Here is a 16,924-nt window from a genome sequence, read left to right on the forward strand (position 1 = left end):
CACCTCCTTAACATTTTTAATATTTTCTTCATTTTGTAGAATTATAGCATAAACATTTCTCAATTCCTAAAAATATCCAGTGTTTACGCTAAATTCGCACGAGTTTTTCTACATAATTAACGACTTGATTTAAGCTTTCACTTGTATTATATTGATGCCATTTTTGGAATAATGGTTGTAATTGTCCTTCGTTAATACGTTCATACAATGTGCGCTCGTCATACGCTTTATATTCTTGCGGGATGTCATAATAATACTTGTTGAGCCCTCGTACAATTTCATAATCCGCCTCATCGTATACGTAAAATAAGGTTGGCGTATTGACAATACTTGCTTCTATCGCTAAAGAACTGTAGTCCGTAATAATTAAATCTGCCAATATGACAAGATCAAGCGTACACATTTTAATATTTTCTGCCGCTGCGGAAACGGTAGGATGATATTTACTTAACAACGTGTAGCCAGGCACCGCCATCTCAAATGTTTCTTTGTCAATCGTACGGTTCGTTTGTCCACCTTCACGATAAGTCGGTAAATAGACAGCGACTTTGTTTTGAATACCTAGTTGTTTTTTCAGTTTTTGTTGATGTGCTTGTCGGTCGATGCGTCGGTATGTCGTTAATCTCGGACTCCCAAAGCTCAGCAGCTGTTCATAACGTGCACCGAACGCCTTTTCAAAGCAATCTGCCATCTGTTGACCACCGACTAAGTATTTATCTGTCGCTTGATACACTGCACAATATTGATCAGCATGTTCTTTTTGAGTCAAATCTACTGAATGATCTTCTAAACCAAATTTCTTCAATGCACCTGCCGCATGCCACGTTTGAATGACGGTTTGGCCTTCTTTTTTGCGCCAGCCTGCCATCATTAAATAATAGGTGTCAATAAACACCACTTTTGCGGTAGCTAATGCGGCTAACTGCTTTAAAATGGAAGATTGTTTCAAAGGATAATACGTAATATGTTTTCTATTTTCTAAATAGTGAAAATCTTTAGGCTTTGCAAAAACGGTAATGTTAAAACCGCGTTGACTCAGTTGATATATAATTGGTAATTGATCTTCTTTAAAAGTCATTAAAAAGACAATATGTTTTCTATCGATACGTAACGAACTGTACAGTCGACTTAAGCACGCGACCATACAAATATAAAATGCTTTGATATAATAACGCATCATTTCTTCACCACCCTAAAATGTTATTTAAAACAAAACCCTCAACACAAATCTAATGTATTGAGGGACTGTTCTCATTACATAAAATCTGCGAAGTGATCTCTGTAGCGCATATGTAACATCGAACCAATAATAAATAACATCGCTGTAACGCACACATTGTAAAGTGCCAGTTCCCAATGCGTAATAAAGTACCATTCATGAAATAGTATCGCTGCACGGTAACTCTCCGCTACAAAATAAATAGGGTTAAACATTAAAATCTTTTCTGCTAACGATCCCGCTGGAGGTGTCCAAAGAATCGGTGAAGCATAGAAAAGAACCCTTAATAAAGCTTGCATTGCCATTTGCGTATCACGGACAAGCACGCCTAATGTTGATGTTAGGAGTGTCACTGATGCCGTCAAACAAAACGCAAATGGAATATAAATGAACAGTTGCAAAATATAAATCGTTGGTGTAATACCACTCACTGTACATAAAATGACAATCGCTACTACAAGCATCATGTGCCCATACAGTTTACTTGTGACGATATATGTCGGAATGATAGAAAGTGGGAAATTCATTTTCGCCACCTGTCCATATTTCATGGTTATCGATTTTGTTCCCTCTAAAATACCTTGATTAATGAAGAACCACATACTAATACCGACGAGCAACCAATAAATAAAAGGGACGCCATCAATCGGGTGGTTACTTCTGATCCCAAAACCGAAGACAAACCAGTAAACCATAATTTGTATCACAGGATTAATGATCTCCCAAGCAAATCCGAGATAGTTATTATGATTTGAAATCTTAAGCTGGAATTGTGCTAACCGCTGAATTAGATAAAAACTTTTAAAATGTTCTTTCATTACGGTAATAACAGAATTCATAATTTACCACGCTTTCACATGCTGGATAATCCATCTAGAGCCAATCATCAAAGTCATATTGTGCATTAATATTTGACCTAGTATGTCTCATCGCCTATTCTTTAATTGAAAAGCTAAGTTGATTTAAGTAGAATGATACATTGTATCCATAATACTTTACAATAGCTTCACAAATTTAACAACCACTTAGTAATATATTATAATGTATAGACACAAGATGATGGAAGCAAAAACCAAATTTCATTTCAATATTATCAATGTAAGGACTGTTCACAGATGAATCCAACTGTCAGTATTAACGAAGTGACTAAAGAATATCGTATTTATCGTAATAATAAAGAACGTATTAAAGATGCTATATGGCCCAAACATAAAAACAAAACATTTTATGCACTCAAAGATGTCACATTCCAAGCCTACGCAGGTGATGTTATCGGTTTAGTCGGGATTAATGGCTCCGGTAAGTCGACATTGAGCAATATGATTGGTGGTTCGCTCACACCGACACATGGGCATATTGATAAAACTGGTGATGTCAGTGTTATCGCAATTAACGCCGGACTCAATGGCAACTTAACAGGTATGGAAAATATTGAGTTCAAAATGTTGTGCATGGGTTTCAAAAAAAATGAAATTAAAGCACTCACACCTGAAATTGTCGAATTTAGCGAATTAGGTGAGTTTATTTATCAACCCGTTAAAAAATATTCAAGCGGGATGCGTTCGAAACTCGGCTTTTCCATTAGTGCGACAATCAATCCAGAAATTCTTGTCATTGACGAAGCGTTGTCTGTAGGTGACCAAACGTTTACCCAAAAGAGTTTGAAAAAGATTTATGAATTTAAAGAAGATGAAAAAACAATCTTCTTTGTCAGCCACAACTTACGCCAAGTGAAAGAATTTTGTACGAAAATTGCTTGGATTGAAGCAGGACAACTTAAAGATTTCGGCTCTGTGGAAGACGTCCTTCCTAAATATGAAGCCTTTTTGAAAGATTTCAAGAAAAAATCGACTGCAGAACAAAAAGCATTCCGTCAAGCTTTAGATGAAAACCGCTTTGTCGTCAAATAACTTTTCCATGTACGCTTAATCACTTCAACCCTCACACACTGCATCAGACACGATGAATCTATTCGTTTCATAATCGATGCAGTGAACTTTTACCCTATCCCGCTTCAACATATGCCTAATTTCAATATATTTGTGATGAATTTGATGATTGTTTAATGATAATGCGTAGAAACTTGCCCCCTATCCTTGGAATCTGATTGATTAGGATTGCTTTGATGGATTCGCGTTCTTAGGGGCTGAACCTACAACTAACCAACGCTTTGATTAAACTGTCACATTTGTTGAAGCGTTGGTGGATTTTCCGGTTCAGCTGATCCCTCAAGAGTCTCATCCATCTTGGCAATCACATTTTTGACAAACCCTAGGAATGCGGGTAAGTTTTTTCGAATGGGGACAGAGTGATGATCAAAATTTTTGGCCTGCTTTGGGCTAAAGTGATCCCTCAAGAGTCTCATCCATCTTGGCAATCACATTTTTGATAAATCCTAGGAATGCGGGCAAGTTTATACGAATAAGGACAGAGTGATGATCAAAGTTTTTGACCTGCTTTGGGCTAAGTGATTGGGCGGAATGTAAGTTGAGAGGCGCCACAAAGGACTCATGTTCTTAGAGGCACTTACAGATTCGCTTATTTAAATATAACCATAGCAGGCTAGCAAAAATTTAGGTTCTAACCCCTTTGAAGGCATTCTCGTTTTTCTTATCTGTCATTTGATTGTTATGCTCCTCCTCACGCTGTCCCCCTTTGCTATTTCCATAAGTATACGTGCTGCCAAGGAATTTTTTGAGAAAGGCTATTTAAACTCAAAAAGAGCGAGGCCCCTCAATTTCCTCGTTTAAGGGTTGCACTCGCTCTATCATAACGCTATTGTTTTAAATATTTTTGTTTATACACACCGACGACAAACTTAGGAATTCTTTTCAAACGGTGAATTCGCTTCATATCTGTCAACGCACGGTAAGCCCATTCTAGATTCATCGCTCTCCATACGTACGGTGCGCGTTTCACTTCTCCACTATAAACATCGATCGAACCGCCGACTCCCATCATCAATGTATGGTCGAAATGATGGCGGTTATGTTGAATCCATTGTTCTTGCTTCGGATAGCCCATCCCTACAAAAATAAAGTCCGGGTTAAAATCACGCACTTGTTCGATAACGTTTTGATCAGTGATATCGATAAATCCGTGATGCGTTTGGATATCGATATGTGGGTACTGACGTTGAATGCGTCGTGCAGCTTTTTCAACAACTGGAGATGTCGCGCCAAGTAAAAACACTTTTTTGCGCTCTAAATCTGCAATATTTAAACATGTCTCCATCACTTCAATACCCGGCACACGTTCTTGTAAAGGTTGACCTAATATCCGAGCAGCTTTAACAATACCTGTCCCATCCGGAACGATAAAGTCTGCTTGTTTCAACATTTGAGCATATAATGGGTTTTCTGATGCATAATGGACGATTTCTGGGTTAGCCGTCACAATAAATAAATTATGTTTCGTTTCAGTATGCATATATTTTAAAATATTTTGATGCATGTCCATCAATGTGACATTATCAAACATCACATCCATCACTTGGACTTGCGCTTTTTTCTCTTTAAACGTATATGTTTCCTCTACTGTAGTGCCACGACTAGGAAAAGTGCCCTCATGATGACCAGTAGGCAATGCTTTAGCCATAGTCTCACCTTCAATCTTTCATTTAATTTCAATTCAATTTGTTTTACATGGTCTTTACAATTTATTGATGTCACTTTAACACATTTTACACCAAAATCAAGCTAAATCATACTTTTTATTGAAAGTTCATTCCAAAGTCCGAGATGATGATACACTGTGTTTAATATTTTAGATGTCCGCTTTTTGGGTACGTTGCGTATCAATTAAGACGACATTACGGGAAGGAAGTGCTCTAATGACTGAAAAAGACAAAATGATCAATGAATTACCTTATTATCCAAGCGATGCGACACTCGTACATGACCGTCAACAAGCCGCTTCAGCTCGCAATACATACAATGCAATGACAGACATCGCACAACGCGAGCAGTATTTGACGCACATGTTAGGTCACGTACAACAGCATTGTTATATCGAGCCACCGTTCTACTTCGACTACGGTTACAATATTCATTTAGGTGACAATGTATATGTGAATACGCACAACACATGGCTTGATATTGCTCCTATTTTTATCGGCAATAACGTCAAAATCGGACCCAACGTACAACTGATTACTGTCAATCATCCACTTGACCCGGTAGAGCGTCGTACAGGGATAGAGCAAGGACAAAAAATTACCATTGAAGATGATGTATGGATCGGTGAAGGTGTGCTCGTCCTCCCCGGTGTCACAGTGCATCAAGGAGCGACTATTGCTGCAGGGAGCGTCGTGACACGTGATGTACCTGCATATACGATTGTCGCCGGTAATCCTGCAAAAGTGATACGTCAATTGGATGATACACTTTAGGACTTAAGTCTATAGTTCAGACGCAATAAACCCGTTATAATGGAAAATAAGTTTTGCGAAAGGATTGACATCTATGCACGGATATTCGTGGATTACTTCACCTATCCCTATTTCATTCATTTTACTTTTATGTATCACAGGCCTCTACCTCGTAAGCCGCCATTATGCATACCGTTCTATTTTTTCATTATTAGACATTGCGCTGAATTATATTCCAGTCTTGACGCATGAATTCGGCCATGTGCTATTTAATCGCTTATCAGGCGGACGTGTACGAGATTTTGTCGTTGTCGCAACCAGACGTGAACGTAACGCAACAGGTCAACAAGGTTATGCTGTCACCGCTAGTAGAAGTCGTTCAGGCCATATCATCACGACATTAGGTGGCTATCTCATGTCGCCTATCATGTTGATTTTAGGTTTGTATATTCAAAGTAAGGGACAAGGCGCATTGTTTATTATGCTATATATTCTTGTGTTCATTTACTTTACATGGAAAACGTCAAGAAAGGCTGTTCCATTACTTATCATTGCCTTTTTAATACTGATTGGTTATTTAGGTATTCAGTCTGAAAATTTAACGAACTATTCATTCATTTATATGCTCGTTTACCATTTCATACTTGGGACACTGTTAGGCGAAATTATTCAGTCGACGATTACGATTGTGCAACTTACATTCGCACGCCCTCAACCTGAATGGGACGGGACAGCGTTAAAAATGTTGACAAAACTGCCTACTGTTTTCTTTTCAAGTTTATGGATTGTCGTGAACTTGTTAGCCATTTATTATTTCATTCAACATGTCCTCCTCTAATTATTGATGATTCTTAAATCTATGAATGAATAAAGGCGAGAACATAAAAATTTTGTATGTCCCAATGTTAGACTGCTACTGCTACTGCGATAAACAATAACCACTTTTAAAGTTAGATGACGTTTCTCTACCTTTAACATCACCCCTCATGAGTCTCGCCTATTTGAGCCGTTGCATCTCAAAGGGCGAGATTTCAATGAATCGTTTCTCAACAAAAAGTAACAAGAAAAACTGGGAAAACGTCATTGTTCCCCAGCCTTTTTACTTCATATCAATACCAACGATGATGCGTTTTATTCTGCTTCTATTAAATATATCTTTTCAGTATAGCAACGCATGCTTTCAATTTTCTTCTGTAAAAATGTATGCCACTGTTCCTGATTGGCTAAATTGCTATTTTTCAATAAATGGAGCGGGACTTGTAAATTTAAACAACGCCCTGCAATGTTAAAACGCGTGACACCCGCTGGTACAGTTTGACCTCTTTGTACAACAGCTTCAATTTCACCAATTTGAAGAGGCTGATATTTCATTAAGATGTCATTGCTATCGAGACACAAACAGGCACTATGTGGCACACGTTCAACGTTGCAACTGGCACTGTAACTGTTCACAACCTTTTTCCAAACATCCAGTTTATCTGCTGTTAAATCTGCTGCATATAAATAATGTTCTGTCTGTTGATTACACATCGTAATAAAAGGGGTTTCGTCGCGAACTTCTGTCGTCCACGGTAAGAGTACCTCATCCGTTAACCCCTCGCACCATGCGCCATGTGGAATTTTATGATGCCAACTGCCAATGGAATACTGTGTGCGTTGAATCACTTGTACTGGAATCACTTCACAGCCTAGCGCTTTCAAACTCATAAATCGGTGCACACCATCAATGACCATATAGCGACCAAATAATGTTTTAACGACGAGCACAGGATGACGTAAATGCTGTTCTTTAGCAATGCTCTCCTTCGTTTTTTCTAATCGACTCGGTTCAAATGCTTCGTGGAGGTCAATCTTGTCGACAGGAATCAGTTGCAATGTGTCGTAAATCTGTTTCATGATTCTCCCTCCTTTTCACTTGACCAGTAAATGAATTGTGGATGCGGATGGCTTAAAAAGTCGTGATGTGAAATTGACCAACCATACGCACCGGCATATGTGAAAATGACTGCATCACCTGTAGACAGTGCCGGGATTTCCACCGCTTTAGCAAACACATCTTTAGGGGTACACAATTGACCGACGAGCGTCACTGCCTGTTGTTCAAGCGTTCTCGGTGCAATTTGATTTGACTGTTCAGCTAGCAGCAATATTTCAAATGGATGATTATGTTGCCATGAGACAGGCAGCCTGAAATGTTGTGTGCCCCCTTTTAAAATAGCAAACCATGCGCCATGCACACGTTTAATATCCAATACTTCGGTTACGTAATAGCCGATATGTGCCACCATGTAGCGACCACATTCAAAGTTGATGGTTATATTTTGTAGACCTTCTTCTTCAATTAAAGCAGCCAGTTCTGTCGTGAAATACGTCCAGTCAAACTGTTCATTTAAGTCCGCGTAATTCACACCGATACCGCCACCTACATTCAGATGTTGCAATGTAAGGCCATGTTGTGCTGCCCATGCTTTTGCCTTTTGGAAATATAACGTCATCACTTGTAAATGCAAGGCGGCGTCTAAGTTGTTAGAAATCGAATGAAAGTGAAAGCCTTCTAATTGAACACGTGGCATCTTTTGCACTGCTGCAATGACAGTGTCGACTTCGGTTTCATCAATACCAAATTGTGTCGGTTGACCAGCCATATGTAACGTCGCAGCTGGAAAAGGTCCGGCTAAATTCACTCTCAACAAAATAGACATGGTCGCATCTTCTTGTTCAAGCAATGCATTTAAACGCTCTAATTCATATAAACTTTCAACATGAATGCGTCGAATCCCTTGTTGAATCGCGTATTGTAAAGATTCGTCAGTCTTTCCCGGTCCACCAAAAATGACATGCTCTGCTGTCGTATGTGCCAACACTTTTGTGATTTCACCTTCTGACGCCACTTCGAAGCCAGCGACATGCGGCTGAATCGCGGCTAAAATCTCAGACTCACTGTTCGCTTTCATTGCATAGTACATTTCACAATTGTCAGGGAGCTGTGATGTCACCGTTTCGAGATGTTGTCGTAGGGCGTCCATATCATAAATAAAATGGCAGAGCGAGCCTTGTTGTTTGAGCTGTTTAACTAATGTATGAATCGCCGTCATGAACCGTCACCTCTTTCACCTGTGCTAAATTGTGTTTTAAATGACGATACAGTTTCCCGCGGTCATCGCCCATGAGGAAACATTGGACGCCTTGCTGTTGCCATCGTTGCACTTGTTGGTCATCTCGCGGCAAAGCGCAAAACTGTTTGCCTGCAGTTGCCGTAGTCGTGTAAACATGCTGAATCGCTTGTTGAACTTGATCATGACTTGTTTCCCAAGGGATGCCGAGTGATTGGGATAAATCAGCCGCACCTTCAATGACCATATCCAAACCTGCTACTTGCACAATTTCATCAATTGCGCGGACGCCCTGCATATTTTCTATCATTGCGATGACACATATCGATGCGTTTGCTTCAACCATCGCTTCTTTTAAAGGCATTTCGCCAAATCGTGCGACGCGTCCGCCATTCAAACTGCGCATGCCTTGTGGGTAATAACGACTTAACTTCACAATCCGTTCTGCTGTTTCACGGTCATTCACATGTGGGACCACAATCCCTTTGGCACCCATGTCCAACACTTTAATGATGTCGCGTTCAATTGCAGCCGTCACGCGGACAATCGGAATAATATTGGCCGTCTCAGCAGCACGAATCATATGCGCTAACGTTTCATCGTTAATTGCAACATGTTCCGTATCAATAACGACAAAATCATAACCACTTGCAGCAATGATTTCGATGACGAGTGGATCCGGAATCGAATTCATCAATCCATACTGTACTTTTCCTTCTGCTAAGTTACGTTTCAGTGATAATGATGTCATACTTCAGACCTCCTCAACGGGTTGCGTACTTCGTGAAGACGTAATGCCACATCTTCGCGTAAACGGCGTGTCGTCAATTTTTCCACTTGAATGGTCGGTACGAATAAATCGAAGTGTCTATAATTTTCAAGACCTGGGAATTGCTGTTGGTACTGTTCAATGACTGTACGGACCATTGCCCACTGTTCTGACGCTTTTAACTCATATTGACGTGCAACAAAGTCAATGATTTCTGCAATATTAATAAAGAAAAAGGCATCATGTAGAAAATCACGAACGAGATCGACATCGTCTGTTTCGATAAATGAGTTGCGGTTCACTTTACGATGCGCTTCAGGTGTATCACGTAATTGCGGGTTTTGTGCAATCTCACTTAACAAGCTCGGCTTAAAGCGAATCCCGTCATGGAAATCTTTCAATGCAATACGTGTCGGCCAGCCATTTTCATGAATTAACATCATATTTTGTGCGTGCGACTCAAACGCAATGCCGTGGTTATACAACATATGAATCAGCGGCGTCACTGCGACACTGAAAAATTGTGCCATCCACTGTTCTGCACCGTATTTTGACATCCACGCATCAATGAGCGGTCGGTCGTCAGCATCTACTGAATATAAAGCGTTAAATGGAATCGCTGACTCATGCGATGCTAAATAATGATGAATATTTTCACGCCAAATAACACCGAGCGCTCCATAAATACGTTGTTGTTTTACCTCGGACAAGGTCGGATTGTGATACGCATGACCTAATACTTCACCTAGAAATACCGTCTTTAAACTTTGTTGTAAATACGTATCTTTTGACTGAATACGTTTTAACCAATCCGTAATTTGTGCGGCATTTTCAATCGTGTGAGGGGCTAACACACGTTTTGTTGATGTATTCGTAATACTGATCGGTGTTTTCAAATAATATTTGTTACGATCGGTCGGTGTGAGTGTTCGAATAGACTGTTGCGGCACATACATTTCGTCACTTGTCCCAAGCCATAACATCTCTCCATGCATCCATGCTTCCGCAAATTCGACTTGAATGACATGTGCAAACTGCCACGGGTGTACCGGGATGAGCACCATCGTTTCAAGTGAGTGTCCATGTTGTTGAAGTGTCTTTTCAAATGCTGCTAACGTCTCTGCACCGAGTTGACGTTGAAGCAATGCTACTGTATTGACACTCGCGGATACCGTCGTTTCCATGTGATCTGGTGCAATCGCAATCCACTGCAGTTGAAATGACGGTCGGAAATCCGGACCATAGCGTGCATTGTCGTCCAGTGTAAAACCGAGACGTGATTTATAACTTGGGTGATACATATGACCTTCCATGGCATACGATTCATAATCATCAAATGTCGTTAATGACATCTGTGATTGTTGAGCACGATAACGTTGCGCTTGCGTGTCTTTGAGTTCGGTTTGTAATAATTCGATGATAAAGTCTTCTAATTTTTGTTCATCTTTATCAAATGTAAAACGCATTTCTCGTAACAGTTGCGCATAGTCAAGAGTGACCGCTTCCTCCCCATCTGCAATACGCCAAACTGGAGAGATGAGCCTGAGTCGTTCAAAACTATCGGACTGTTGCAGTTGCACACGATACGTCGCGGTTTCACCCTCAATAACGAACGTATCACACTCATCATCATCGTGCGGGAACTGTTCATAACGCACCACGTCTTCATATATGAGTGACGTGACCAACTGTTGCATGATACGTTGCCTCACTTGTTCAATCAGTTGTTTCATAAATACTGTCCTCCTCCTGACTAATCGGGTTAGGAATTTTAATATAAATCGGGTCTTCACCGCGTTCTTGTAATTTACTCATCAAATTCGCCTTCGCAGCAAATGTCGGATTATAACGTAAATCTTCCAAGCATTGCATTAACACATCATGCCCTTCTGCACGTTCTTGCCACGTTTCCAATGTGCGATTAACGGTTTGCCATAACAGGGCTTCATCACCTGTTGCTTTACCTAACGTAGAAATGAGATGGCCTAAATGATTCACAATGACATAATATTTAAAACGGTGCCACGCTTCATGATGCGTATACACGACCGGGCTGTCTGCACTAATTTGATGCGGAATCATCCCTTGTGCTGTCGCAATACGTTCAGAAACGCAAATGCCTTCTAAATCGCGCACATAACACACTGTTGGACGCCCTTTTTCTAGCGCAATGAGTGTATTTTGGACGTGTGCTTCGAGACTAATCCCTGTGTCCGCAAATAATTTCAACATTGGCCAAATGACTTGATTTAAATACATTGTCAGCCAATCTTCATGAGATAGTCCACTGCGCAACCAAGCTTGACCTAATTTTGACGTCGGCTCATCTGGCATCGTTTCAAACAAGCTTGCTAAGACGTGAATTTCTTCTAATGATTCGTACTGTTCAATGCCTTCACGCACAATCATCGCACTATTGGCTAAAATATCTATCGCAGCATCATTATCTGGTTGCAATGCACGGTAGCCTTGTTCAAACATCAATTTAAATGTCGCCGTTTCATATTCTGGCTTGATCGCCGCTACAATTTCTGCCGCATCCAACGTTCTTTCAATTTGTTCGAAGTCATTTGTTCTCACAAAATTCGTAATTTTCACTTGAATCGGCAACTTCAAATAAATATTCAACGCTTTTACGAATACTGTTCGCACAGATGACGTCGGATAAACGACATGGCCACGTTGCCCTAAGTCTTGAATTGTACCATTTGCGAGATGTTGCTGAATCGTCGGCTGTTGTTTGAGCACTTCAATTTGATAAGGATGGACTGGCAGTAAACGATAGGTTGCGGTATACTCATCTTCCTTAATTTGTGCAAGTTGACGCACCGTTTCATCAATGCGCGCTTCATAATTGGGCACGTAACGTTCGACTAATAGAGCCGGATCCACCGCTAAGTAATGCAGTTGGAACGCAACATGACATTCAGGTGCATACTGTTCAATATCTTCATCAGTAAAGCCTGTAGCACTTTTCGGCGTCGGATGAAAAGGATGACCTAGGTAAAGTGATTGTTCTGATGCGATATAATGATTCTGATGTGGTGGTGCATGTCGTCTCGCTTGATCGAGATAACGTGTTGTTCGTGAAATACTGTTACATATATCTTGATAAACCGCTTCTACTATCGTTGTCTCAGTCGGCGAAGTTTCATCGTACGCAATCGCTTCAAGCAAATATCTGATCGCCTCAAGGGGTGTCAATTGCGATACATGGCCGATACTCTCTAAGTAAACCGCTGAATCATACATGTGATGCCCCATTGATGAGACATAGCGCAACTTGCCACGTAACGTCAAATCCTCTTTTAAAGCGATGTGCCATTGAGACGTTCCTTCTTTTTTAGGGCTACAACCTTTTTCTCTAAAATAAATATTGAGCAGTCGTTCTAACGCAGCATGTTCCGCGCGTTTGTTCATCTTAAAGTTTTGCACGTTGCTCTTTAACCTCCCAAAAACCCGTCAATATTGGGTTGATTTTTTGATTTTTAATATGTGAAGTCCATAATAGTGTGCTACTCAATGCGAAAATCACGCCCATCAGGATAAATGTCGTCGCCGGTGCGGTATAACTTGTCACCATTGCACCACTCAAACTACCAACGATTTGACCGACTACTAAGAAGCTATTCGTCGAGCCTACAAACGTCCCTTTCAGTTGGTGGTGACTCGCATTCACAACGACAAACATGACACTTTGAATGAGCGCACTATAAGTTAAACCTTGTAACACACGTGCGATTCCTAGCATCCACAAGTCTGTCGCCACACCTTGCCAAAGCACACTGATGCCACATAAAATACTCGCAATAATATATACATTTTTGACATAAGCTTTATCATTGAAGTAACCCCAAAAAGGTGCACTCATCATCGAAGCTGTCCAAAACGCTGACTGTAAAATACCGACTGCCGCACGATCATCAATGTGAAGATGATTGACGGTGCTTACTAATGGGGCTAAAGCAGTCATCATGCCGTACATCGCAAAGTTTGCTAATACGCCGACGATGATAAAGCGACAAGTCAGTTGCGTACATAACAAACATTTTATCGATTGACGCACACTTTTTTTAACTTGTGGCTGTGCTGTATTCGCGTGTGTATGTGTCGTTTCAATTAAGAAAAAGACGCCCAGAATACTCATCAACAAAGTGATAAGGCCAATTAAGAATAAGAGCGCTTGAAAACCGAGCACTGTCGCGAGCACACCGCCAATCAGTGGACCTACGAGAGAGCCGGCACTCACAGCACTTTGTAATTTACCGAGTACCGCGCCACGCTCAGATTCCGGGGCTTCACCACTCGCAAATGCGCTCGAAGCTTCGACCACACCGCCAAACAAGCCTTGTAACAAGCGTACGAGTACAAATTGAAACGGTGTCGTACAAAAAGCCATTAATAAGAGACATAGCCCTAAGCCGAACAGTGCACGCAACACCATCCATTTTCGGCTCAGTCGGTCACCGAGCTTTCCCCATAACGGAGAAGCTAACATCGTTGTGATGGCAGGTGCCGCAATGGCAATCCCGCTCCACAACTGAATTTCAAAAACGTTCAACTGTTTTAAAGACGCCATATAGATTGGAAGTAATGGAACTAACACGGTCAGACCCGCTATGGCCATAAACTGACCGAGCCATAGCGTTCTGAAATTACGTCGCCACGTTTGTTCTATGATCATCTGTCCATTTCATTGGATTGGGGACACGGCCGATACTCGATGGCATACTTCCACCACCGTCACCACGTTGATGTAACAATGGCAGTAAAATGCGTTTGAATGGCCATGTGTCGTGCGTAAAAATAATACGTTTTACTTCTTCAGATGTCCCAGGCAACCAATCTATTGTATCGATGTGACGTTGCATCGTTTGTCTCAACTGTGTCATCAATTCCGCTTCAGATACTTTAAATACATCGACTAAAGCATCGACAATCGCATACAAATTGACACTCACTGCTAACGTTTGAAAATAAGCAAAAAATGTTTCAATATCTTCATTTAATAGTGTATTCGGTGTGTCTTTTCTCACTGCATAGTTCGGCAGTTCAAAACCTTGTGCTGTTAACCACTCTGGGAAAATGCGGACCGTATCATGATCACGCAATACAAATTCCGCCACACGCCCTTCTCGAAAGACAACTAACACATTTTGACCGTGCAATTCAGGCAACACACCGTATTTCATCAATACGAGTGTCATCTGTAAAAATGCATCGCTCACTTGTTCAAACAATGCATTAATTTGTTCGGTCGTTGGATGGTCCGTCTCTAAAATGCGTTCATAGAGTGTCGATTCATGTGCAGCAAGTGCCGCCATCGAAGTGACCAACTGTGCATCTTTTACAGACTCAGGGTAGTATCGTAACTGCATAGTGAGGTGTCCCGATTGATCTTGAAAAATATCTTGTGCTTCATTCATATATGACCACCACACCGTTTCGTCACATAACTTCACACGACCGTTCAATGACGCATCTTGAGCGATAATATCACGCAATAACGCTTCTCCTGCTTCACCATTTTTCATGTAACGTGTCGGTGTGAGTCTTAACGCACCCAGTGATTGCATTGCAAACGGTACTTTTAAATGCGTGAACGGTGCGTCTAATGGTATCAATGTACGCATAGATGAAGAAGAGAGGTATTGTCCCATCGTCACATCAAGCAAGACGACGATACCTTGTTCGATTTCTGCGCTAAATTGAACCGGCAAGACATGTTCGTATTGCCAAGGGTGTACCGGAAAAATGACATAGTCTGCGGTGTCACACCCTTTCTCAATGAGCGCTTGTTGACATCGAAGCAATGTGTCACCCCAAAACTGTGCGTACTGCTTGTCTGTCACCCCTTTACCTTGTATGACATGTGACTTTCGAATTGCAACAGCGTGCACAGCTAATGGTTGATGATATTCCGCTTGATACACAGCATAATCTTCTGCTGACAATCCTCGCTTTTCTTTTGCGACCGGATGAAAAGGTCGGTCTTTCAAACTGGCAAGCTGTTCTGACAAGATGAATGGCTGTTCACTCGCTTTAAATCCGTCATATTGTGCCGTTAACTCGGCTACAGCTGCCGCCAATCCCTCTGCAAAGCGCGCATGTGCCCACTCAGTCGCTAAATCTGCATTCATTGTGACAAATAATTCCCACAATTCATGCACTGTCAAAGGCATACACGTTTTACTTTCAATGTGGAACACTGCCTCTCCATTAAAGCGATACACATTCAGACCACTGAAATAAACCGGAATGAGCAACACAATCCCCTTCTTCTCATAACGTAAATACGTCTGTTGCTGTATCGTTAATCGTTCACTCGTTGATGCAATGCCACCTAAATCTTCAAATAATAACGCATCCACAAGGTCTTTTAATATGTATTGTTGTGCACGCGTTACATTGTGTTCGTGTTCGCTTACCATCTATGCCACTCCTAATAAAGACTTAATGTTGTGCCTATATTTTCAGCTTGCGCACGTTGATAAATGAAGTATGCACTCGCAATGTCTTCAATCGCCATGCCCATTGGATTTAATAAAATAATCTCATCGTCATGTTCACGTCCGACCTTCTCACCTGTCACAAGTTGTCCAAGTTCAGCGTGCAACTGTTCTCGACTGAATAAACCGTCTTGAACGAGTTGATGTATCGTTTTCTTTTCGCGATTACTTTGTGACCAATCATCTACAACAACTTTATCTGCTTTAATGAACACTTCTTTATGCACATCCATAATCGAAATGTTGCTGACGAAAGCGCCTTGACGTAACCAGTCGTATTCGATATACGGTTGATCCGTCACTGTACATGGAATGACTACATCACCATTTTCAACAGCTTCACGTGCAGATTGCGCTTGAACCCATGTCATATCTGGTCGTTGTGCAGACCACTTTTCAATCATTTTTTGTGATGCTGCTTCAAATTGATCATATAAATACACCTTTTGAATATGATCGAACTGTTCAAGCATTGTTTGGAGCTGTTTGTCACCAATCAAGCCGCAACCAATAATCGTTAAGTTTTCAAAACCTGGTCGTGCTAAGTGACGTGCCGCAATCGCTGAAACAGCTGCTGTACGCATACTACTGATTAAGCTTGCTTCCATGACCGCAATCGGGTAGTTCGTTTCTGGATCATTTAAAATAATCACCGCACTAGCACGTTCGATTTGACGCTTTGAAGGGTTGTCGTGTTTACTCCCAATCCATTTGATTCCAGATACTGAATGTTCACCACCAATATGACTTGGCATCGCAATAATACGGTCGGCGATATGACCCTTTTCAGCATCTTGACGTAAATAAGGTTTCAACGGTTGGACGAAATCTTGATTCGCATGTGCCGTTAATGCTTCTGTTAATGCATCAACATAAATTTGTGACTGTGCCCCTCCTGCTTGTTCAATGTCCGTACGATTTAAATACAATAATGGATGCTTCATA

14 protein-coding genes are annotated in these 16,924 nt (G+C 41.1%); 3 read left to right on the forward strand and 11 right to left on the reverse strand.

Translation table 11 applies throughout. From position 1 onward, the window contains the following. Positions 1–88: 88 nt before the first annotated feature. Together tarB and EL101_RS11300 are read right to left on the reverse strand one after the other, a co-directional pair. Entirely contained in the window at positions 89–1,180 is a 1,092-nt protein-coding gene (gene tarB, locus EL101_RS11295; protein ID WP_096596586.1) for a teichoic acid glycerol-phosphate primase TarB, read from the reverse strand. A 74-nt stretch (positions 1,181–1,254) separates the two neighbouring features. Next, a complete protein-coding gene (locus EL101_RS11300) occupies positions 1,255–2,058 on the reverse strand; it encodes an ABC transporter permease (RefSeq protein WP_096540255.1) in 804 nt (267 codons plus the stop codon). Between the two features lie 276 nt (positions 2,059–2,334). On the opposite strand from EL101_RS11300, the gene tagH reads away from it, so the two are divergent. Next, complete coding sequence (tagH, locus tag EL101_RS11305; protein ID WP_096544055.1) at positions 2,335–3,129, forward strand: teichoic acids export ABC transporter ATP-binding subunit TagH; 795 nt, start codon at positions 2,335–2,337, stop codon at positions 3,127–3,129. A gap of 865 nt (positions 3,130–3,994) precedes the next feature. Here tagH and tarA read toward each other — a convergent pair. Continuing rightward, the gene (tarA, locus tag EL101_RS11310) at positions 3,995–4,816 is read right to left on the reverse strand and encodes an N-acetylglucosaminyldiphosphoundecaprenol N-acetyl-beta-D-mannosaminyltransferase TarA (RefSeq protein ID WP_096596585.1); all 822 of its coding nucleotides are present in this window, start codon (positions 4,814–4,816) and stop codon (positions 3,995–3,997) included. A 235-nt stretch (positions 4,817–5,051) separates the two neighbouring features. On the opposite strand from tarA, the gene EL101_RS11315 reads away from it, so the two are divergent. Together EL101_RS11315 and EL101_RS11320 are read left to right on the forward strand one after the other, a co-directional pair. Continuing rightward, a complete protein-coding gene (locus tag EL101_RS11315; RefSeq protein WP_096596584.1) occupies positions 5,052–5,609 on the forward strand; it encodes a sugar O-acetyltransferase in 558 nt (185 codons plus the stop codon). A 73-nt stretch (positions 5,610–5,682) separates the two neighbouring features. Then, on the forward strand, positions 5,683–6,426 hold the full coding sequence (locus EL101_RS11320) for a M50 family metallopeptidase (RefSeq protein ID WP_096596583.1): 744 nt from the start codon (positions 5,683–5,685) through the stop codon (positions 6,424–6,426). Between the two features lie 293 nt (positions 6,427–6,719). Here the strand turns inward: EL101_RS11320 and sbnI are convergent, their stop codons facing one another. Genes sbnI through sbnB form a run of 8 tightly spaced genes read right to left on the reverse strand, consistent with a single transcriptional unit; the run spans position 6,720 to position 16,923 of the window. Further along, positions 6,720–7,484 carry a bifunctional transcriptional regulator/O-phospho-L-serine synthase SbnI gene (gene sbnI / locus EL101_RS11325; protein ID WP_096596582.1) on the reverse strand — a complete coding sequence of 255 codons (765 nt, stop codon included), beginning with the start codon at positions 7,482–7,484 and terminating at the stop codon, positions 6,720–6,722. Next, positions 7,481–8,683, reverse strand: a complete 1,203-nt coding sequence (locus EL101_RS11330) for a type III PLP-dependent enzyme (protein WP_096596581.1) — start codon at positions 8,681–8,683, stop codon at positions 7,481–7,483. Before EL101_RS11330 ends, sbnI begins: the two co-directional genes overlap by 4 nt. Then, positions 8,658–9,452, reverse strand: a complete 795-nt coding sequence (locus EL101_RS11335) for an HpcH/HpaI aldolase family protein (RefSeq protein WP_096596580.1) — start codon at positions 9,450–9,452, stop codon at positions 8,658–8,660. The genes EL101_RS11330 and EL101_RS11335 overlap by 26 nt, the downstream gene beginning before the upstream one ends. Further along, positions 9,449–11,203, reverse strand: a complete 1,755-nt coding sequence (gene sbnF, locus EL101_RS11340) for a staphyloferrin B biosynthesis protein SbnF (RefSeq protein WP_096596579.1) — start codon at positions 11,201–11,203, stop codon at positions 9,449–9,451. The genes EL101_RS11335 and sbnF overlap by 4 nt, the downstream gene beginning before the upstream one ends. Next, complete coding sequence (locus EL101_RS11345) at positions 11,187–12,905, reverse strand: IucA/IucC family protein (protein WP_096596578.1); 1,719 nt, start codon at positions 12,903–12,905, stop codon at positions 11,187–11,189. The genes sbnF and EL101_RS11345 overlap by 17 nt, the downstream gene beginning before the upstream one ends. Next, complete coding sequence (locus EL101_RS11350; RefSeq protein ID WP_096596577.1) at positions 12,892–14,154, reverse strand: MFS transporter; 1,263 nt, start codon at positions 14,152–14,154, stop codon at positions 12,892–12,894. Before EL101_RS11350 ends, EL101_RS11345 begins: the two co-directional genes overlap by 14 nt. Beyond that, positions 14,126–15,901, reverse strand: coding sequence for a staphyloferrin B biosynthesis protein SbnC (gene sbnC, locus EL101_RS11355; protein ID WP_096596576.1), 1,776 nt, complete (start codon positions 15,899–15,901; stop codon positions 14,126–14,128). The genes EL101_RS11350 and sbnC overlap by 29 nt, the downstream gene beginning before the upstream one ends. An 11-nt stretch (positions 15,902–15,912) precedes the next feature. Next, a complete protein-coding gene (gene sbnB, locus EL101_RS11360; protein WP_096540281.1) occupies positions 15,913–16,923 on the reverse strand; it encodes a 2,3-diaminopropionate biosynthesis protein SbnB in 1,011 nt (336 codons plus the stop codon). Position 16,924: the final 1 nt, after the last annotated feature.

The organism is Staphylococcus delphini (assembly GCF_900636325.1).
In the GTDB taxonomy this organism is placed as follows: Bacteria; Bacillota; Bacilli; order Staphylococcales; family Staphylococcaceae; genus Staphylococcus; species Staphylococcus delphini.